The sequence below is a fragment of the Aeromonas enterica genome (assembly GCF_054052465.1).
The window spans coordinates 85,671-104,211 of the sequence record NZ_JBSTYL010000017.1; the positions used below are offsets into that span (position 1 = coordinate 85,671).

Sequence of the window (18,541 nt, forward strand, 5' to 3'; positions counted from 1 at the left end):
GCAGCGGGCTGCCTGGGTGGGATGGGTTTGGCGTCGAACAGCTCGCCGTGGTAGTCCCGCATCAGAACGGCAGCTGCTCATCGCAACGCAAATTGACGAGCATCAGCTCCTGGTGAGAGATGGTTTCTAACGTTTTTTGACGGGCGCAACGCTCCCACCTGCATTCAAACAGCAGGCGGCATAGGGCAAACTTGGACCTTGGTAAGCGAGCCTCCCGCAAGGCAAGGAGCTTGCGCTGGTACTGATGAAGGGTGGCCAGCTGCACCTCGGCGATGGCATACAAGGTGGCAATGTCGGCCTCCAGTTCCGCTTGCAGTGCTGAAAAGTCCGGGGTGTTCTCGGTCATCGGATCACCTCGCCCAGTCCATGCAACGGGGCGCACTCTTCCCACCAGTTACCGATCTCGGCAGCCAGCACCGCATCCCCTTGGCCGAGCGCCAGCCAGTAGATGGAACGGATCGCCCCTAGGGCGAGGAGCTCATCTCTATATCCGCTTAGGCCAATAACAAGATATTGCGCACGGTAGGTCAGCCAGTGCATATACAGCCCGCTTTTCGGGTTGGTCGGTTCAGCGGAGTCGGCTTCGTCTCCACTGTCATCATCGAGCAGCGCATCCGGGCGACTGGTGACAACCAGCTGGATCTGGATGTGCTGTGGGCCAGACTGGACGCTGCCCATACAAACGCGGTTGTCGTCCGCCCGGGCGGCGAACATATCGGCCAGCATGCCCTCGATCAGCTTGGGGGCCTGGCTGGCGATCTTGATAGCGTCGCTCATGAGACGGCTTCCTCTTCGATGCGGCGGGTGAGTCTGCGGCCCTCAATCCTGCTGACCATGTCCAGTAATTGCTGGCGAACGATGACCAGGCCATAGTCGGCAGCCAAGTCAATCAGGGCTTCTAGGGTCACCCTGATACAGAACAACTCCGCATCGGACATTGATGGCCGGTATGAACTGATGACGGTGTTTGCCGTTGCACAGATCCCGGCTGAGAGCGCTGACATATCCATGGCGTTTCCTCGTAGTGGTTATCGCTGAGCCACCACGCATAGGGGCTCAGCGATAAGGCCGGCGAACCGGCCAGGAATGAGGGGTTACTGATGGGATTGTTTGATGTCATTCGCAGTGAGAATGAGCTGAGCTGCATTAGTGCCGGTCATCAGCCATGTGATGTGCTCTTTGAGTTCGCCGTGGTTGGCGATCTGCAGGAGGAGGTAACCGCCGATCTCGCGATAGCCGAGCTCGTAGTTTTTCAAGGTGGTTGGCGGGATCCCCAACTTCTCGGCGAACTTGGGGCGACTCAATCCCATGGCCTCACGCAACTGACGCATACGGGCACAGGTTTCTTTGTTGAGGTGGTAGGTAGATTGCAGCTCAGTGGTGTGCATGGGGATAGACATAGTGATGGCTCCGAATGATAGCGTTAAGGTGGCAATGGGTATCGAACCAGCGCACAGCGGCACGGGCGTTTTTGCGTTCGATGTAGCAGTGGGCTCTCTCGGACGGTAGTGGCGCCCAGGCAGACAGCCGCAAGACCAGCAGGGTGCAGCGCACCCCATGGCCAGCCGTGCGGGAGCTGATGGGGTGGAAGACCATCAAAGGCCCCCTTTGCGGCGGTTGACCAGCGCCCACAGGCCACCCCATGCCATGGCGGCGGGACGTTCGGCGGCGGCGATGCGGTCGGGATTGCTTTTCAAATGGCGGCCGGGATGGCCAGCGAGTTTGCGGTTTTGGAGCCGAGCATTGCGGACGGCGTGACGAATGGGTAACATTGGCATGTCAATTTTCCTTAGTCCGAACTTTGATAAAGAGCCCCGTTAGGTGTTACTAGCACCAGTGATCGGGGTTTTCTTTTGCCCGCTATTTGCGGTTTGTAGGCTGTTGACCAGTGTCATCAACAGGCCCTTCTTCCTCTCCAGCCGATCGGCTGACCTTGTCTCCTCTATCGATTGCAGCTCCGGTAAACAGCCGGTGTGCCACTCGTATTCCGACATGCGCCCATGGAACAGATGTTGTAACCCGAGCTCTACCACCGCCTGGCGGATCGACTCTCTATCTGCTCTACCGATGGGCAATACGGGGCCTGCACATGCCGCCGGGAGTTCGGCGGTGTAGCAGATGGCTGCACGCTGTTTTTGATTGGCTTCGCGCCAGTAACGCGGCACTTGGGATTTGCTTTGTAGGAGTTGCGCCCTCAGCAGGGCGGGGAAATCTTCGGGGGAAGTCATACACTCAGCCCCAGCCAAGCCAGCCAGCCGTCGCGGATTTCCTTGGGGCGGCTCTCAAATGCGAGCTTTATACCGGCGTTCCAGGCGGGGAGGTAAACGTAGTAATCGCCTTTGGCACTTGGGTTGCCGGGGATCTTCATTTCGACACCAGGCAGTTTGCCCGCCTTGATCATTTCCACCACGGCCTTGCGTGTTTTGCCAATGGCTCTGCCAAAAGCGTCTGCTGTGACGGCATCGGTATGAACCATGGTTGGTGTCAGCCCGATCGTAAACCGAGCGGGGATCTCGCTCTCACCCTCTGGCTTTTTTGTTGTGTCGCTCATCTCTGGTAACCTCTCCGGTTATCCCTGTTAGCTGCTGCGAGCTTTCAGGGGCTCTAGCGATTCAAATATCGCTCATCGGCAAAATCTATTTGCATATTAAATATGGGATTGGATATTCATGTCAACCACCATTAATCAAAAAATGGCGTTAATCAGAGAGTCGGAGAGACTAAACAAGAAGGAATTCGCGGAGCTGATAGGGGTGATCTATAGCTCGTACGTACACTATGAGAATGGTCGAAGCGTGCCCTCCACAGAGGTGGTGATGAGAATGCTGAATCATCCACAGCTTGAAAAATACGCTCTCTGGTTTATGACAGACAAAATCGCGCCAGGAGCCGGACAAATCGCACCGGCTCTCGCACACTCTGGGCAAGACGAAGGCGCCTGTTCAGCCTCAGGCAAGAAAACTGGTTAACCCTGCACTTGGCGTTTCTCGACGCCATTGATGCAATGAGTCTGTGTGAGCAGGCTGTTCAATCGATCGGAGGGCTTCTCTAATGTCTATTAAGAAGCTCGATGATGGTCAATACCAAGTGGACGTAAGACCGACGGGTCGCAATGGAAAGCGGGTCCGGCGGAGGTTTGCCAAGAAACACGAAGCTGTTGCCTTTGAGCGTCATGTGCTGGCGACGCAGCATGACAAGCCCTGGCAGAGTAAGCCCGCAGATGCCCGCATGCTGGCCGAGCTCATCGAAATCTGGTGGGTGCACAAAGGGCAATATCAAAAATGGGGCATCCATGCACGACGTACCTTGCTGCGGGCAGATCGCTATCTGGGCGAGGTCCGGGTCAATCAGCTTGATGCTCATACCTTGACTTTTTTGCGCTCAGGTATGCTGGCTGCAGGTATCACCCCCAATAGCGTCAACCGCCTGGTGGTGGAGTTAAGTGGCATGTTTAACTTCCTCATCGAGGGCGGTTTGTACAGGGGTGAGAATCCGATTCGGAAACTGAAAGCGTTGAAGGTTGCCCCTAGGGAGATGAGCTATCTCTCTCCGTTTGAGGTCAAGCAGTTGCTGGCAGGGTTGACAGGGGATGATCGCGGGATTGCCGTACTATGCCTGAGCACCGGCGCACGGTGGAGTGAGGCCTACACCTTACGGGCCGAGCATGTGGTGAATCGGCGGGTCACGTTCGTGGCCACCAAGAACGGCAAGAATCGGGCTGTCCCCATTAGTGCAGAAGTTGAGGTTGAATGGGTGGCAAACAAGCGGGGGGTATTGTTCCCCATGGCGAATTATCTGCGGGTGAGAGAGACGCTTAGAGCTGTGAAGCCCGATTTGCCCAAAGGACAAGCCGTGCATGTACTGCGGCATACCTTTGCGACTCACTTCATAGCTAATGGTGGCAACATCCTAGTGCTTCAACGGATCCTAGGTCATGGCAGCATCCAGCAGACTATGACCTATGCCCATTTCGCTCCTGATTTCTTACAGGATGCGGTGCAGTTCAACCCGCTGAAAGGGGGAGCTGGTTAGGTGTTGTGTCCACATGATTGACCACACCTGACCACTAGAGAGGGTGGATGAAAGCTCACCAGAGCCTCTAGCCTGGATAAAGGATTGTTGCGGCAAGCCAGGTATAGCAAGGTGTCACGCTGTATTCCTTGAGTTTTCAAGGGTGAGTGAATCTGATGACAAAATGAATAAAAAGGCGCTTTGGGCGCCTTTTTTGTTGCACTGAGGGGCAGAGTAAGATATCGCCACCCAACAGGCGCTTTTCTGCTAGAATATGCCCCCTGTGTGAGTCCCGGATGGACTCACGGTCTGGTCTCCCAGGCCCAGTTTGCCGTCTTGTGCTAAGGCGGGTGTAGCAATAGGTTAATCATGAGTTTTGCCGATAGTTTATTTTTTCTGATGTTGCTGGTTGCCGGCAGCGTGTTCTTCTCTCTTTCCGAGATATCCCTTGCCGCCTCCCGCAAGATCAAGTTGCAGGTGATGGCCGATGAGGGAAATCGCCATGCCGCCAAGGTGCTGGCGCTGCAGGCCCAGCCGGGTAATTTCTTTACCGTGGTGCAAATCGGCCTCAATACCGTCGCCATCCTGGGTGGTATCCTGGGCGAGTCGGCCCTGAATCCTGCCATCAAGGGGTTCATCTCCGGCTTCTATCAGGGCCCCTGGCTCAGCCAGATAAGCTCCGCCGCCTCCTTCGTGTTCGTCACCGGTATGTTCATCCTGATCGCCGACCTGATGCCCAAGCGCCTGGCCATGACCATGCCGGAGCGGATCGCCGTGGTGGTGGTACGCCCCATGCTGCTGTGCGTGACCCTGCTGATGCCGCTGGTGTGGTTCTTCAATGGCATGGCGAATGCGTTGTTCCGTCTGTTGCGAGTCTCCATGATACGCAACGACGAGATCACCTCTGACGACATCTATGCGGTGATGGATGCAGGCGCCGAGGCCGGCGTCATCCAGCGTGAAGAGCATCAGCTCATCGAGAACGTGTTCGAGTTGCAGTCCCTCGGCGTCACCTCCGCCATGACCGCCCGCGAGAGCCTGATCTATTTCACCCTGCAAGAGGGTGAGGAGAGCATCAAGGCCAAGATTGCCGAACACCCGCACAACAAGTTTCTGGTGTGCGACCACAACCTCGACAGCATCAAGGGTTTCGTCGATGCCAAAGAGCTGCTGATCCGCGTCATCAGCGGCCAGAGCATAGACCTCAACAGCGGCTCCCTGGTGCAGAACGTCATCATCATTCCCGACACCCTCAACCTCTACGAGGCGATGGAGTACTTCAAGAACCACAGGGGCGACTTCGCCGTGGTGATGAACGAATACGCGCTGGTGGTGGGGATAGTCACCATGAACGACCTGATGAGTACCGTCATGGGCGAGTGGGCCACCCACGTGGTGGAAGAGCAAATAGTGCAGCGGGACGAAAACTCCTGGCTGGTGGACGGGGTGACTCCGATCTCCGACGTGATGCGTGCTTTCGACATAGAGGCGTTTCCGGATAGCCAGAACTACGAGACCATAGCCGGCTTCATCATGTTCATGCTGCGCAAGATCCCCAAGCGCACCGATTCGGTGAAGTACGCGGGCTACAAGTTCGAAGTCGTCGACATCGACAGCTACAAGATCGACCAACTGCTGGTCACCCGGGTCGAACCCGTGGTGGCTGAGAAGCCTGCGGACGCAGCTGTGTGATCGGATGCCAGGCTCCCCAAGCGCGCCTGGTGTCGGTGAAGTACGCGGGCTACAAGTTCGAAGTCGTCGACATCGACAGCTACAAGATCGACCAACTGCTGGTTACCCGGGTCGAACCCGTGGTGACCGAGAAGCCTGCTCAGGAATCGTAAAGGAGCTATCAAGGAGTCATGAAGATGCAGTCTCATTCCCGTGCGCTGGCCTGTGTGGCGCTCGCCCTTGCGCTGGGTGCTTGCAGCCAGAGCGCACCCCGCAAGGCCACTGCCGTTGCCAAGCCTGCCGCTCCCAAGGCGGTGGTGGTGCCGCAGCAGGATCCCGATGCCGTGGTGCAAAGTGCCGTGGCAGAGCCGAGCCCGGTATTCGATGAAGAGTATCACGGCCCGGAGCAGGGGTCGCTGGAGTCGGTGACCGCCCTGTTTGCCCGCGGTTATATCGAGTCGGCCATGCGCGAGACCATGCTGGCGGCGGTGCACAGCGATTATCCCTTGCTCGGTATGCGGGATGTGCGGCTGACCGACCCTGTGGCCAAGTTCCTCACCTCGGCCCAGGCCCGCACCACGGCCCACGATTATCTCTATGCCGGGGTACAGCGTCGACTGGGTCGTCCTCTGAGCCCGGCTCAGTGGGAACAGATCTGGAAGGGGCTGCCCCAGCAGGGCCGGGTGTCCGACTGGACCAAACAGATAAAACGGGTGTTGGCAGGACGTTGAGTCGTCACCACCGACAAGAGATGAGGCTACCCATTGGGTGGCCTCAGTCGTTTGCGTGGTAGGCAATCAGGAGGAGGCCGGGCCGGCCGGCTTGCCAAACAGCACGCTTATTTTCTTCTGCCAGGGGAGGCCACTGGCCTCGCGCAGCATGTCGCGCCATTCGTGGAAGGTGAGGGTGAGCGGGTTGAAGCTGTGGATTGGCTTGGTGATGCCGAAGCGGCACGGCTCGGCCGGGTCTTCTTCCACGAAGGTGCCGAATAGCCTGTCCCAGATAATGAGCACCCCGGCGAAGTTGCGATCTATGTATTTGGCGTTGCTGGCGTGGTGCACCCTGTGGTGGGAGGGGGTGTTGAAAACCCACTCCAGTTTGCCGAGCTTGCCCACCACCTGGGTGTGGACGAAGAACTGAAAGCCCAGGCTCAAGAGCACGGTCGCCACCACGGCCTCGGGCGGGAAGCCGATGAGGATCATGGGGATCCAGAACAGCCACATGCCCGAGATGGGGTACATCAGGCTCTGGCGAAAGGCGGTGGAGAGGTTGAGTCGCTCCGAGCTGTGGTGCACCACGTGGGAGGCCCAGAGCCAGCGCACGTGGTGGCTGGCGAAGTGGAACAGCCAGTAGCAGAGATCCTGCAGGAGAAAGAGCAGCAACAGGTTCCAGAGATTGAGCTCGATGTCGAACAATCGCCAGCCCCAGAGGGCGTCATAGAGGTAGGCGATGGCGATGGCCGCCAGCGCATCGCCCCCCTGATGCATCAGTGCCAAAGTGGCGTTGGCGAACAAGTCTCGCCACTGGTAAGTGGCGGTGGGAAAGGCCGTCCCGTGCTTGCGCAGATAGATCATCTCCCAGCCGATAAAGGCCAGAAAGATCGGGGAGAGATAGAGAAGCAGCAGTTGCACATCCATGTCGGGTATCCGGTCAGAGCAATTGCTTTCCAGCATAAAGGATGGATTTAATCTTTCATTAACATTTTTTGCCGGTGGGGTGTCGTCATCAGGTGCTCGTCATGAAGCGCAGCGAGCCGCTTTTCATAAATTGGCGCTATGCCTCCCTGAGCGGAAGCCACCGTGACTATGCTTGATGAGATTTTCTACCTCTGGAGTGGCAGATAGATGATGCGGCTGTGGTGTTGCTTGTTGATGGGGGTCTGCCTGTTGGCGCAGGCCAAGACCCGGGTCGAGATCCTGGCCGATGCCAACTATCCCCCCTACTCCTGGCAGGAGGGGGATGAGGTGAAGGGGATCTATGCCGACATAGTGCGCAGTGTGACGGCCTCCATGGATGACTACGAGGTGGTGATCAAGGCCATACCCTGGCGACGCGGCCTCAGCATGGTGGAGCAGGGCAGCGCCTTCGCCATCTTCCCGCCCTACTACCAGCCCGACAGCCGCCCCTGGATATGGCCCTACTCCCAGCCTCTGCTCGACGAGGAGCTGGTAGTGATGTGCGGCGCCGGGGTGGCGGTCAATACTCCGCAGGCGCAGTTCCCGGCCGACTACTACGGGCTGCGCTTTGGCATGAATGCCGGTTTCACCATCGGTGGTGCCCCCTTCTGGCAGGCCGTCCAGCAGCAGAAGATCGGGCTGGAGGAGGTGAAAAGCAACCGGGAGAACCTGCTCAAGATTGTGCGTGGTCGGGTGGACTGCACAATCAACGACCGCCTCTCCCTGCTCTATGAGCTGCTCAACATGATCAAGGGCAACCAGCTGGCGGTGGCCGACATGTCCCAGCTCAAGCAAGGGCCAGTGCTCAGCAAGGAGCAGGGGTTTCTCGGCTACAGCCGCAAGGGGGAGTTTGACTTCAAGGAGGACTTTGCCGAGCAGTTCGACAAGCGGCTCTACGAGCTCAAGAAGCGGGACGGGATCCGTTCCATAGTGGAGCATTATCTGGGAAAGTCCCCGCGCTGAACTGATGACGGAACCGGTCAGATTCAGCCGTTGAACCCAGTGTTTCGGCCAAAATAGAAGAGGGACTGCGAGTCCCTCTTTTTACTTTTTCTGAGTCGCCGTTTACAGCACCTGGCTCAGGAACTGGCGCAGGCGGGGGGAGGGGGGATTATCAAAGAAGTCGGTCGGCTTCTCATCCACCAGCAGCTCGCCGTTTTCCATGAACAGCACCCGATCCGCCACCTCGCGGGCAAAACCCATCTCATGGGTCACCACCACCATGGTCATGCCCTCGCGGGCCAGCCCCTTCATGACATCCAGCACCTCGCCCACCATCTCGGGGTCGAGCGCACTGGTGGGCTCATCGAACAGCATGATGCGCGGTTGCATGGCGAGTGCCCGGGCGATGGCCACCCGCTGTTGCTGGCCGCCGGAGAGCTGGGACGGATAGCTCTCTGCTTTGTTCGACAACCCCACTTTCAGCAGCAGAGCCTTGGCCCTGTCCCGCGCATCATTGCGCGAAAGCCCACGCACCTTCTGCGGTGCCAGGCAGATGTTGTCCAGCACGTTCAGGTGGGGGAAGAGGTTGAAGGACTGGAACACCATGCCCACCTCTTCCCGCAGCTTGTTGACGTCGCCCGGTTCGGTCAGAGAGATGCCATCGACCACTATGTTGCCGTCGTTGATGGTTTCCAGCTGGTTGAGGGTGCGCAGGAAGGTGGACTTGCCCGAGCCGCTGGGGCCGACGATCACCACCACTTCCCCTTCAGCCACCTGGGTGCTGACGTTTTTCAGGGCGTGTACCTCGGTACCATAGAATTTCTCGACACCTGTCGCCTTGATAATCGGATCAGTTGCTACGCGCATATTTCACCTCCAGACGACGTACCAGAAAGGAGAGGGTGCCGGTCAGCACCAGATAGAGCAGGGCCACGGTGAACCACACCTCGAACGGACTGAAGGTGGAGCTCACCACCTCACGCCCCGCCTTGGTGAGATCCGTGATGGAGATGACCGAAACCAGGGAGGAGTCCTTGATGAGGTTGATGAACTGTCCCGCCAGCGGTGGCAGCACCCGCTTGAAGGCTTGCGGCAGGATGACGTAGCGCATGGTCTGGGCGGAGGTGAGCCCGAGGCTGCGACCGGCCTCCATCTGCCCCTTGTGAATGGAGCTGATGCCGGCGCGCACGATCTCCGCGACATAGGCGCCGGTAAAGACGGCCAGCGCCGCGACCCCGGCAGTGAACCGGTCCAGGTTCAGCACTGTGCCGATGAAGAAGTAGACGATGAAGATCTGCACCAGCAGCGGCGTGCCACGAATGAGTTCTACATAGGTGACGGCCAGATTGCGCAGGGCCGGGTTGGGGGAGAGGCGGGCCAGGCCTGCCAGGGTGCCGAGCAGGATGGCGAACACGCCCGCCACCAGGGAGAGCTTGACCGTGACCCAGACGCCCCAGGCGATGGGGCCTGCGGTCCAGGTGAGTTCGGTATCCAGGGTATCGCCCCGGAAGATGGTGTCGCCTTCTGCGACTTTCACGCCTGTGCTGGCGATGGCCTGGCGCTGATTGGGGTCGAGATCGTTTTGCAGGAACAGCTTGCCCTGTTCGGCGCTGGTGGTGCCGGCGACCACTGTGCCATCAAATTCGGCCAGATTGTTCTGCTCCGCCTGGTAAGCGATGTATTGGGGTATCCGCTCCCAGCGCCAGGTGTAATCCACGGATTGAACCGCTTTATAGATACCGAATACGGCAGCCAGCAGCATCAGCAGGAAGACGCCGTGCCAGAGCAGTTGATTGGGTTGTTTTTCCATCTGTCTTGTTGGGTTGTGCACTGTCGCAACCTCGTTGTAGTTATTTATTGTGTGGGGATCTGCGTGAAGGGGCGGCGAACCGCCCCTTGAGAGGTTACTTGAGCTGGTTCAGCCAGGCGTGGGATTCGAACCACTTCTTGTAGAGGCGGTCGTAGCTGCCATCGCCCTTGATCTGGCGCAGGTAGTTGTTGAACCAGTTGAGGGTGTCCTGATCGCCCTTGCGGATGGCCCAGGCCAGCGGCTCGAAGGTGAACGGCTTGTCGAGGTGCACCACGGCGCCTGCATTCTGGGAGGCAAAGATGGCGTTGTAAGGCAGGTCGTAGACGAAGGCATCCACCTTGCCGTTGATCACTTCCAGCTTGGCATCATCCTGAGTTTCAAACTGCAGCAGGGTGGCTTTGGGGATCAGGCGCTTGACTGCCTGCTCGCCTGTGGTGCCAAGCTTGACCGCGATCTTGTACTTGGGATCGTTGAGATCGCTGAAGGACTTGATTTCGTTTGCTTTGTCCTTGCGCAGCACTATGGTCTGACCGACGACTATGTAGGGATCGGCGAAGTTGACGCGCAGGTTGCGCTGGGGGGTGACTGTCATGCCGCCCATGATGACGTCGAATTTGTCGGTCAGCAGTGCTGGAATGATGCCATCCCATGCGGTGTTGACGAACTCGACCTTCACGCCCATCTCCTTGGCGACCATCTTGGCAAGATCCACGTCGAAGCCGATGTACTGCCCCTGCTTGTTGGTCATTTCGAAGGGTTGATAGCCGGCGTCGAAGCCGACGCGCAGCACGCCGCGCTCCAGTACGGCGTCCAGGGTGGAACTGGGCGCGGCACTGGCCAGCCCGCAAAACAGCAAGGTAGATAGAATGAGTTTTTTGATCATAAGTGACGTCTCTGTCGATGTTGTGTTCGGCCTTGAACCTGCTCCCGTGCGACTCCGTGGCACAAGAGACTGCTGCATCCGGCAACAGGCAAGACAGGATTATTGTCTTGGTTGAGGCAAAAGCCCCATATGAGATTCCATATTCTCAGTGCTGAGTGAAAAATGTACCAAACTCCGATTGTGCCAGATGACTCAATAGGTTAGTGGCGTCTTTTCCCCGTGGCTGCACTCATAAAATCACACGAAAACAACATATCTATCTAATGGTGCGGGTTCAAGTCCAAAATGCCTGTGGGACACTTTGTTACACCGCTCCCCTCATCAACGGTGCCAAACGTTCCTTACCCTCCTGCGGGCAGCATGGATGGGATTCTTATGGGGCGGCTCAAGCGAGATTTTATGCAACCGATGAACTTTTATTGAGAATTTAGTCAGACACCACTGGGTCTTGTTTTGCGCTTCCAATATACTCACTTACCTTCGTTTAGTGGCACGGGTATGGACACCTCAATACTGCTCAAGCTGGATGTATTCACCCTGATGATCATGGCGTTGGGTGGCTACAGCCTCGGTTTTATCACCCTCTCCATCATCTGGTCGACCCACAGGGAGATCCCCGGACTCGGACTCTGGTGGTGGTCCAGCCTGTGCGCCCTCGTGGCCCAGAGTCTCTTCTCACTGCAGGCCTTCATGCCCAATCTGGCGGGGATCTGGCTGGCCAATCTGCTGATCACCGTCTGCATCGCCCTGATGCCGCTGGCATTGCAACGTTTCTTTGGCAAGCCCCTCAGCTGGCGCGCCACAGCCCTGTTCATGCTGATCTATGTGTTGACCCTGAGCTGGAGCATCTTGTTCAACGAACAGATGGCGCCACGGGTATTGCTGGCCTGCCTGAGCTACATGGTGCTGGGGGCCGTGATAGTGCTGCTCATCTGGCGGCACGGCTATCCTGACTACCTGCCGGCTGTGCTGGTGTTCACCGTGGTCAATATCCTGCTCTATGGCTTCAATCTGATGCGGATGGGGTTTCTGCTGCAGGGGGATGTGCGGGTGCTGATGGATCAGAGCGGCGTCAATGTGCTGCCTTTTCTCTCCATGCTGATGGGGAGTTACCTCTCCACCTTCGGGGTGCTGCTGCTCTGTACCCAGTACCGGGCGCTGGCGCTGCGCCAGCAGGCCAGCCACGACTCCCTGACCGGTCTGTTGAACCGGCGCGGCTTCATGGAGCGGATGGCGGCGCGACGGGTGAGCAAATTTGGCGCCCTGGCGGTGCTGGATCTGGATGATTTCAAGCAGATCAATGATCGTCACGGCCACGAGATGGGGGACCGGGTGCTGGCAGCGGTGGGGGCTTATCTCGGCGCTCAGCCTGAGCTGGTGGCCAGCCGCTTTGGCGGCGAGGAGTTTGTCGTGCTGCTGCCGCAGGAGGATGAGCAAGCCCAGCAGGCGCGCTGCGAGCAGATATTGCAGGATCTGGCGGCGCTGGAGCTGGACGGCATCGGCATCACGGTCAGCATGGGGCTGGCGCGTTGCCAGCACGGCTGGCATTTCGACACCCTGTTCAGCCAGGCCGACGGCGCCCTCTATCAGGCCAAGCGGGAGGGCAAGAACCGGATCTGCCGACTGGCCTGACGCCTCAAGGCGCCAACTCCACTTCCGGAGCCTGGGTGCGCGGCGCCTGGGCCTTGAGGAAGGGAAGCAGCAACAGGGCCGAGACCCCGGCCGCCACCGAGATCACCACGAAGAAGCCGTTCCAGTGCCAGATCTCCATCACCTTGGCCAGCGGATAACCCGACAGCGCCGCCCCCATGTAGGCGAACAGGCCGACGAAGCCGGTGGCGGCCCCCGCCGAATTTTTGTGGGAGCACTCGGCCGCCGCCATGCCGATCAGCATCTGGGGGCCGAACACGAAGAAGCCGATGGTGAAGAAGCAGGCCGCCTGCATCACATAGCTGAAGAAGGGCATCAGCCACAGCGACCCCACCGCCAGCAATATCCCCACCGCGAAGATGAGGTTCATGGGCCCCCGGTTGCCGTTGAACAGCTTGTCCGATCCCCAGCCCGCCACCAGGGCGCCGATAAAGCCCCCCACCTCGAACATGGAGATGGCCGAGTTGGCGCTCATCAGGTTGAAGCCGCGCTGCTCCGTCATGTAGAGATTGCCCCAGTCGTTGATGGCGGTGCGCACCACGTAGACCAGCACGTAACAGCAGGCCAGCAGCCAGATGTAGGGGTTGCCGAGCACGTATTTACGCAGGATCTGGCGAGGAGAGAGGCCCGCATCCTGGGTCTGCTGGGCGATCTCCAGGGCATCCTGGCGCCACTCGCCGACCGTGGGCAGCCCCATGGCGCTCGGGGTGTCCCGCAGCCGCCAGCAGAGGAACAAGCCGGTCAGAATGGCGATGACACCGGGCACTATCATGCCGTAGCGCCAGCCGTGTTGCAGGGCGATGGTGCTGACGATGAGCGGGATCAGGGCCCCGCCCACGTTGTGGGCCGTGTTCCAGGCCGACCACCAGAAGCCGCGCTCGGTACGCGAATACCAGCTGGTGAGCAGCTTGGAGCAGGGGGGCCAGCCCCAGCCCTGGAAGAAGGCGTTGGCGACCCAGAGTGCCGCATACAGCCAGAGGGACGAGGAGAGGCCGAACAATATGTTGATGGCCCCGGTGGCCATCAGCCCCAGCCCCATGAAGTAGCGCGGGTTGGCGCGGTCGCTGATGATGCCGGAGAAGAACTTGGAGCAGCCGTAGGTGATGTAGAACAGGGTCCACAGCATGCCGATGTCGGACTTGTCCAGCATGCCGTCCGCCAGCATGTCCGGCATGGCGAAGTTGAAGCTCTTGCGGGTGAAGTAGAAGACCGCATAGCCCAGGTACATGGTCAGCAGAATATGCAGCCGCCAGTGACGGTAGCTGGCATCGATCTCGGCCTGATCGCGGATGAGCGGCTGGGGCGGCGCGCTTCTCATAAAACTCAGCATGCAGGGCCTCGCTGGATAAGGGGGTCAGCCATGAGGCTCCTCCCGTTTGCGATTGGGCAGGGCCACGGTCAGCTGGGTGCCGTGGATGCAGGAGAGTTGCAGGCTGCCGCCGAGGGCCTGCACCCGTTCGCGAATGCCGAGCAGGCCATACCCCTGGGGCGTGCGGTGCTCCGGCAGGCCGCAGCCGTCATCCTCCAGCAACAGCAGCAGGCGCTCGGCCTGGCGATGGGCGCGAATGGTGACCGAGCTGGCGTTGGCGTGTTTGACCACGTTGTTGAGCCCCTCCTGACAGACCCGAAACAGGGTGACCCGCTGGGCGTCGGAGAGCCCCTCGTCCGCCAGCTGCCACTCGAGCCGGGTGACGATACCGCGGCGCTCCAGCTCCAGCTCCCGCAGCAGGCTGCGTACCGCCTGCTCCAGACTCATGTCGTCGAGCTGGCGGGGACGCAGACGACCGAGCAGGCCGCGCACCGCATCGTAGATACCGAGCGACAGGGTTTCGATGAGGGCGCTGCTCTGGCCGACCCCGGCGTTGTCTGGCGCGAGACGGCGCACTATGCCGGCCTGGGTGCGGATGGCGGTGATGGTCTGGCCTATGTCGTCGTGCAGCTCGCGGGCTACCTCCTTGCGAATGCTCTCCTCGGTTTCCAGCAGCCGCTCGGTGAGCTGGCGGTTGTAGGCGAGCTGGCGGGTCAGCGCCTGATTGAGCTCGCGCTGGCGCTGGATGCCGGCCCCCAGCAGCAGGCCGGTCAGGCTCTGGGCCAGCAGGGAGAGCAGCAGATCCAGCGGGTGTTCGTGCCAGGCCTGGCCCGCCATCAGGGCGACCGTGTTCATCAGGGTGGCGAGCAGAGCCCCCTGCCAGCCGTAGCGCCAGGCCATGGCCATGATGGGAATGGCGAGGCAAAACGGGGTGAAGCGCACCAGCGAGTCCGGCAGGCCGAGCTGCAGCCAGAGGCTCAGCACGAACAGCAGCAGATACCAGACCAGATGACGAAAGCGCCAGTCCACCGGTTGATCCACTAGCGCAGGCCCGAGCGGCACCCAGGTGGCGCGGGTGAGGTAGTGCCAGATCAGCATGCAGGTGGAGGTGAGGGTCAGGCCGCCGGTCAGGGTGAGCAGCAGGGCGGTGAGGCCATCTTCCCCGGCCAGATGCCAGAGCAGGGATTGCAGCAGCGCCGCCACAGTGACGGTGGCGAGCAGCACCAACAGCTGTTGCCAGTCGTTGCGCACCTGCTGGCGGCGGGCGATGAGCAGCGGCAGCAGGGTGAGCAGGCTGCCCGCCTGGATCAGCGGCCACAGTGGCAGCCCTACCTCCTGATTGAGCCAGTAGAGCAGCAGGGATTCACACAGCAGCAGCGGCGGCCAGTAGGCGATCGGGCTTTGCAGCAAGAGGCCGAGGCGCAGGCCGAACGGGAACAGCAGCACCGCCAGTATGGGGGATCCCGCCAGATGCAGGCTGATGCTCCACAGGCAAAACCAGCCGGCGGCAAAGATGAAGCAGGCCGCCAGCGAGATGGCGACATAGCTGGCAAGGCGGGGGATCACCAGCTGTCCAGCATGCGATGGGCCAGCTCCACGTTGTTGCTGACTTTCAGTTTGTCCATCAGGTTGGCGCGGTGCACGTGCACCGTCTTGGGAGAGAGGCCGAGCTGTTCGGCGATGGCTTTGACTTCCAGCCCGCGCGCCAGCAGCTGCGCCACTTCCCGCTCCCGATTGGTGAGGGGATCCTGGCTGTTGCAGGCCAGCTTGTGGGCGATATCCGGGGTCAGGTAGCAGCCACCGTGGGCGGCGGTGCGCACCGCGGCGATCAGCTCATCCGGGCTGCAACGCTTGGAGAGAAAACCCTTGGCACCGGCCTGCAGGGCCTGCTCGATCAATGCCGGACTGTCGTGCACCGACAGCATCACCACGGCGAGGCCGGAGGGGAGGCGCTTGAGCAGGTCCAGCCCGGATTGATCCGGCATTGAGATATCGCACACGCACAGCTGTACGCCGCTGCCTGGCAACCCGGCGAGGGCGTCGGCGGCCGAGCCGAATTCGGCCACGACCTTGAGATCGGGCTCGAGATTGAGCAACTGGGCAAAACCGGAGCGGACGATCTGGTGATCGTCGATGAGGGCAATCTTTATCATGATGTCAGCCTGAAATCTGCGGCCAGGGTGCTGGCGCGGCCAACAAGATACCTGCCGCCTCGCTCGGGCTCAAGAGGAAGGGCGCATTGTGGTCGGTATGGTGGGCGCTTGTGCCCCAAAGCTTGATCGGGATCAGGGAGGGGGCGGCTTTGCACCCGGCCCAGGCCGGGGAGAACACGCGCCGTCCCTCGTGGAGGTCGGCGCGTGCCCGTGGCGGTTAGCGGTGCAGCTCGCCCGCCCGCTCCGGCTGATAGACCACCTCCAGGATCTCGACCTGGATGGTGCGACCGGCGGGGCCCGGCCAGGCGATGCTGTCGCCCACCTTCAGCCCCAGCAAGGCGCTGCCGACCGGTGCCAGCACGGAGATCTTGGACTCATCACCCTGCACATCCTTCGGATAGACCAGGGTCAGGCAGAAGTCGTTGCCGCTGCTCTGCATCTTGAAGCGCACCGTGCTGTTCATGGTCACCACGTCCGGCGGCATGTCGGCTGGCTCGCGCATCTCGGCGCGGTCGAGTTCCTCCTGCAATGCCAGGTGTTGCGGGTGGTTGCCGAGCAGTTGTTCGATGCGATCGAGATCCAGGCTGGAAATCACGAGATGAGGTCTTTGCATAGGATATTCCTTATCAATGGGTCATATGACCAGGATGGCGGGCAAGCTGGTCGCAAAAGGGGTCGATACGAAAAAATAGATCGGGAACGCATGCCCCCGAACGACTCGCTGTCAGGGGCGAGGGCGGGGGCTCAACGGGGTGTGAGCTGGCTTGGAAAAATCATGAACGCTTTCATGGGGATACCATAACCATTCTGGACTGCTTTGGCAATTATCCTGATAGGCTTGTCAGGGGGCCTGATAATCGTACTGCTTGATGATGCGCGCCAAGCTGCCATCGTCGCGCATGGCCAGAATGGTCTTGCGCCAGCGCAGCGCTTCGGCAGGGGGAAAGCGGGGGCTGGCGGCAAGGTAGAGGGCCGTCTGTTGCAGGGTGTCGCCGCGCACCAGATCCGTCAGCGGCAAGCCGGCCTGCTGCTGATTGTAACGGGCGCTGTTCCAGGCCACGGCCCAACCCTGAATGCGATCCAGCGCCAGCTTGCTGGCATTGCTGACCTCCTCGGCTACCACATCCTGTTTCACCCGGCCAAGCGGCTGGATCAGGCTCTGGCCATAGGAACCGCGCATCACCCCTATGGTCAGGCCGGGCAGCGCCTTGACCGAGAGTGGATCGGGGTGATGCCGGCGATGACTGACCAGCACGAAGGCTTCGTCCAGCAGGGGGGCAATCCAGAGAAACTGCGGCTCGCGCTGGGGACTTCTGACCGGCGGCACCAGCAATACGTTCTGGCGATGACGGGTCTGGCTGAGGGCGCGGGCCAGCGGCATCAGCTCGATTGTCAGCGGCTCCTTGAGACGGCGGGCGGCTTCCTCCAGCACCTCTATGGCCATGCCGCTCGGCGCGCCCTGGTAGGATCGAATGACATAAGGGGGGACCTCGGCCGCGATGACCACAACGGCATGGGCCTGAATGGCGGGAAAGAGCAGGCTGCAGAACAGCAGCATGAGAACGGGAATGCGCATAGGAAACCGGATCAGGGATGAGTACATAGAGTGTAACATCCCGTTACCACAAGTCAGCTCACCCCATTCAGGGTGGCACGTCAGTCGAAGAAATCCCTCAGATCCAGGGTCTGGTAGTCCTCCAGCTGCAGCCAGGGCAGCTGTTTTGGCACGGGTTTGAGGGTCACCTCCATCCGGTAGCTACGATAGCCGTCCAGGCTTGCCGACTCCACCACCAGCGGGATCTGCCAACGGCTCGACCAGAGGATGCGGGTACGCTGCTTGCCCTCGCGCCCTTCATACCAGCGTGCCTGTTCGGGGGCGGCCTCATCCAGAGGCGTCATCCCTTGCAGCAGGGCCGGGTTGATGAGGTAGCGGATCCGCTCCCAATCCGGCTTGAAGGCCACCTGGCCGTACTCTTCCTCCGGCACTTCCACCAGCTGGTTGTGCCAGCTGTCGGCGTAGCGCAGTTGCAGCTCCCCTTGCTCGTCACGGGTCACCCAGCGTGCCGCCATCTGATGGGTAAAGTGTTTGTGGCCCGGGTTGGCATCGTGAGTGGCGTGATAGGCGCGCGCCAGCGGCAGCGGGATGAGCCGCTGACTCCACACCTGGTTGCCGACCCGCATCCACTTCTCCTGCCAGCTGTTTTCCTTGGCGATGCCATCGCTGCTGGTGACCCTGTCGTGATAGCTGATCCGGGCGGCCAGATCGGGAGTCTCCTCGGCATGAGCCTGAAAGGAGAGGGCGCTGCCAAGCAGCCATAACGGAAGTAACAATCGCATCATGCTTGATCGCTCGAAAGAGCAGGGGCCCCGGGTGAGGGACCCCGGCCCCCGCCGCGGTAACGGCGGGCCCCCACCCCCCGTTGGCGCACACACGGG

The 18,541-nt window shown here is 60.3% G+C and carries 25 protein-coding genes; 7 read left to right on the forward strand and 18 right to left on the reverse strand.

From position 1 onward, the window contains the following. Positions 1-61 precede the first annotated feature (61 nt). The 8 genes from ACW5XD_RS16595 to ACW5XD_RS16630 all read right to left on the reverse strand — a co-directional run bounded on the left by ACW5XD_RS16595 (position 62) and on the right by ACW5XD_RS16630 (position 2,551). Positions 62-346, reverse strand: a complete 285-nt coding sequence (locus ACW5XD_RS16595) for a hypothetical protein (RefSeq protein WP_456495802.1) — start codon at positions 344-346, stop codon at positions 62-64. Further along, positions 343-777, reverse strand: coding sequence for a hypothetical protein (locus tag ACW5XD_RS16600; RefSeq protein WP_456495803.1), 435 nt, complete (start codon positions 775-777; stop codon positions 343-345). The genes ACW5XD_RS16595 and ACW5XD_RS16600 overlap by 4 nt, the downstream gene beginning before the upstream one ends. Beyond that, a complete protein-coding gene (locus tag ACW5XD_RS16605; protein WP_456495804.1) occupies positions 774-1,010 on the reverse strand; it encodes a hypothetical protein in 237 nt (78 codons plus the stop codon). The genes ACW5XD_RS16600 and ACW5XD_RS16605 overlap by 4 nt, the downstream gene beginning before the upstream one ends. Positions 1,011-1,094: 84 nt before the next feature. Further along, positions 1,095-1,388, reverse strand: a complete 294-nt coding sequence (locus ACW5XD_RS16610) for a helix-turn-helix domain-containing protein (RefSeq protein ID WP_456495825.1) — start codon at positions 1,386-1,388, stop codon at positions 1,095-1,097. Next, on the reverse strand, positions 1,375-1,596 hold the full coding sequence (locus tag ACW5XD_RS16615; protein ID WP_456495805.1) for a hypothetical protein: 222 nt from the start codon (positions 1,594-1,596) through the stop codon (positions 1,375-1,377). The genes ACW5XD_RS16610 and ACW5XD_RS16615 overlap by 14 nt, the downstream gene beginning before the upstream one ends. Further along, positions 1,596-1,778 carry a hypothetical protein gene (locus tag ACW5XD_RS16620; protein ID WP_456495806.1) on the reverse strand — a complete coding sequence of 61 codons (183 nt, stop codon included), beginning with the start codon at positions 1,776-1,778 and terminating at the stop codon, positions 1,596-1,598. The genes ACW5XD_RS16615 and ACW5XD_RS16620 overlap by 1 nt, the downstream gene beginning before the upstream one ends. A 39-nt stretch (positions 1,779-1,817) precedes the next feature. Beyond that, a complete protein-coding gene (locus ACW5XD_RS16625; protein WP_456495807.1) occupies positions 1,818-2,228 on the reverse strand; it encodes a hypothetical protein in 411 nt (136 codons plus the stop codon). After that, positions 2,225-2,551 carry a Cox family DNA-binding protein gene (locus ACW5XD_RS16630; protein ID WP_456495808.1) on the reverse strand — a complete coding sequence of 109 codons (327 nt, stop codon included), beginning with the start codon at positions 2,549-2,551 and terminating at the stop codon, positions 2,225-2,227. Before ACW5XD_RS16630 ends, ACW5XD_RS16625 begins: the two co-directional genes overlap by 4 nt. A gap of 118 nt (positions 2,552-2,669) precedes the next feature. On the opposite strand from ACW5XD_RS16630, the gene ACW5XD_RS16635 reads away from it, so the two are divergent. The 5 genes from ACW5XD_RS16635 (at position 2,670) to ACW5XD_RS16655 (ending at position 6,413) form a co-directional block, all read left to right on the forward strand. Next, positions 2,670-2,969, forward strand: a complete 300-nt coding sequence (locus tag ACW5XD_RS16635) for a helix-turn-helix transcriptional regulator (RefSeq protein ID WP_456495809.1) — start codon at positions 2,670-2,672, stop codon at positions 2,967-2,969. Between the two features lie 82 nt (positions 2,970-3,051). Continuing rightward, on the forward strand, positions 3,052-4,032 hold the full coding sequence (locus ACW5XD_RS16640; protein WP_456495810.1) for a phage integrase: 981 nt from the start codon (positions 3,052-3,054) through the stop codon (positions 4,030-4,032). A 348-nt stretch (positions 4,033-4,380) separates the two neighbouring features. Further along, positions 4,381-5,703 carry a hemolysin family protein gene (locus ACW5XD_RS16645; RefSeq protein WP_456495811.1) on the forward strand — a complete coding sequence of 441 codons (1,323 nt, stop codon included), beginning with the start codon at positions 4,381-4,383 and terminating at the stop codon, positions 5,701-5,703. Then, positions 5,700-5,855, forward strand: coding sequence for a hypothetical protein (locus ACW5XD_RS16650; protein ID WP_456495828.1), 156 nt, complete (start codon positions 5,700-5,702; stop codon positions 5,853-5,855). Before ACW5XD_RS16645 ends, ACW5XD_RS16650 begins: the two co-directional genes overlap by 4 nt. A gap of 18 nt (positions 5,856-5,873) precedes the next feature. Continuing rightward, positions 5,874-6,413: a hypothetical protein gene (locus ACW5XD_RS16655; RefSeq protein WP_456495812.1), complete on the forward strand. Its 540-nt coding sequence runs from the start codon at positions 5,874-5,876 to the stop codon at positions 6,411-6,413. Between the two features lie 66 nt (positions 6,414-6,479). Here ACW5XD_RS16655 and ACW5XD_RS16660 read toward each other — a convergent pair whose 3' ends face one another. Then, positions 6,480-7,319 carry a sterol desaturase family protein gene (locus ACW5XD_RS16660; RefSeq protein ID WP_456495813.1) on the reverse strand — a complete coding sequence of 280 codons (840 nt, stop codon included), beginning with the start codon at positions 7,317-7,319 and terminating at the stop codon, positions 6,480-6,482. A 234-nt stretch (positions 7,320-7,553) separates the two neighbouring features. On the opposite strand from ACW5XD_RS16660, the gene ACW5XD_RS16665 reads away from it, so the two are divergent. Then, the gene (locus tag ACW5XD_RS16665) at positions 7,554-8,321 is read left to right on the forward strand and encodes a substrate-binding periplasmic protein (protein WP_456495826.1); all 768 of its coding nucleotides are present in this window, start codon (positions 7,554-7,556) and stop codon (positions 8,319-8,321) included. Between the two features lie 102 nt (positions 8,322-8,423). Here the strand turns inward: ACW5XD_RS16665 and ACW5XD_RS16670 are convergent, their stop codons facing one another. From ACW5XD_RS16670 to ACW5XD_RS16680, 3 genes are all read right to left on the reverse strand, one after another. Next, complete coding sequence (locus tag ACW5XD_RS16670) at positions 8,424-9,167, reverse strand: amino acid ABC transporter ATP-binding protein (protein ID WP_274453873.1); 744 nt, start codon at positions 9,165-9,167, stop codon at positions 8,424-8,426. Then, on the reverse strand, positions 9,151-10,110 hold the full coding sequence (locus ACW5XD_RS16675; RefSeq protein WP_456495814.1) for an amino acid ABC transporter permease: 960 nt from the start codon (positions 10,108-10,110) through the stop codon (positions 9,151-9,153). The genes ACW5XD_RS16670 and ACW5XD_RS16675 overlap by 17 nt, the downstream gene beginning before the upstream one ends. Before the next feature lie 94 nt (positions 10,111-10,204). Beyond that, on the reverse strand, positions 10,205-10,993 hold the full coding sequence (locus ACW5XD_RS16680; protein ID WP_456495815.1) for a transporter substrate-binding domain-containing protein: 789 nt from the start codon (positions 10,991-10,993) through the stop codon (positions 10,205-10,207). 498 nt (positions 10,994-11,491) lie between these two features. Between ACW5XD_RS16680 and ACW5XD_RS16685 the strand changes: the two genes are divergently transcribed. Further along, positions 11,492-12,625 (forward strand): GGDEF domain-containing protein, encoded by a 1,134-nt coding sequence (locus tag ACW5XD_RS16685; RefSeq protein WP_456495816.1) that lies wholly within the window; start codon positions 11,492-11,494, stop codon positions 12,623-12,625. Positions 12,626-12,629: 4 nt separating this feature from the next. Here ACW5XD_RS16685 and uhpC read toward each other — a convergent pair whose 3' ends face one another. From uhpC to ACW5XD_RS16715, 6 genes are all read right to left on the reverse strand, one after another. After that, the gene (gene uhpC / locus ACW5XD_RS16690; protein ID WP_456495817.1) at positions 12,630-13,973 is read right to left on the reverse strand and encodes an MFS transporter family glucose-6-phosphate receptor UhpC; all 1,344 of its coding nucleotides are present in this window, start codon (positions 13,971-13,973) and stop codon (positions 12,630-12,632) included. A 24-nt stretch (positions 13,974-13,997) separates the two neighbouring features. Next, on the reverse strand, positions 13,998-15,518 hold the full coding sequence (gene uhpB / locus ACW5XD_RS16695) for a signal transduction histidine-protein kinase/phosphatase UhpB (protein WP_456495818.1): 1,521 nt from the start codon (positions 15,516-15,518) through the stop codon (positions 13,998-14,000). Next, complete coding sequence (gene uhpA, locus ACW5XD_RS16700) at positions 15,515-16,105, reverse strand: transcriptional regulator UhpA (protein ID WP_042036506.1); 591 nt, start codon at positions 16,103-16,105, stop codon at positions 15,515-15,517. Before uhpA ends, uhpB begins: the two co-directional genes overlap by 4 nt. Positions 16,106-16,322: 217 nt before the next feature. Then, positions 16,323-16,718 (reverse strand): nucleoside diphosphate kinase regulator, encoded by a 396-nt coding sequence (gene rnk / locus ACW5XD_RS16705; RefSeq protein WP_043137446.1) that lies wholly within the window; start codon positions 16,716-16,718, stop codon positions 16,323-16,325. A gap of 228 nt (positions 16,719-16,946) precedes the next feature. After that, complete coding sequence (locus ACW5XD_RS16710) at positions 16,947-17,708, reverse strand: substrate-binding periplasmic protein (protein WP_456495819.1); 762 nt, start codon at positions 17,706-17,708, stop codon at positions 16,947-16,949. Positions 17,709-17,761: 53 nt separating this feature from the next. Continuing rightward, positions 17,762-18,445, reverse strand: a complete 684-nt coding sequence (locus ACW5XD_RS16715) for a hypothetical protein (RefSeq protein WP_456495820.1) — start codon at positions 18,443-18,445, stop codon at positions 17,762-17,764. Positions 18,446-18,541: the final 96 nt, after the last annotated feature.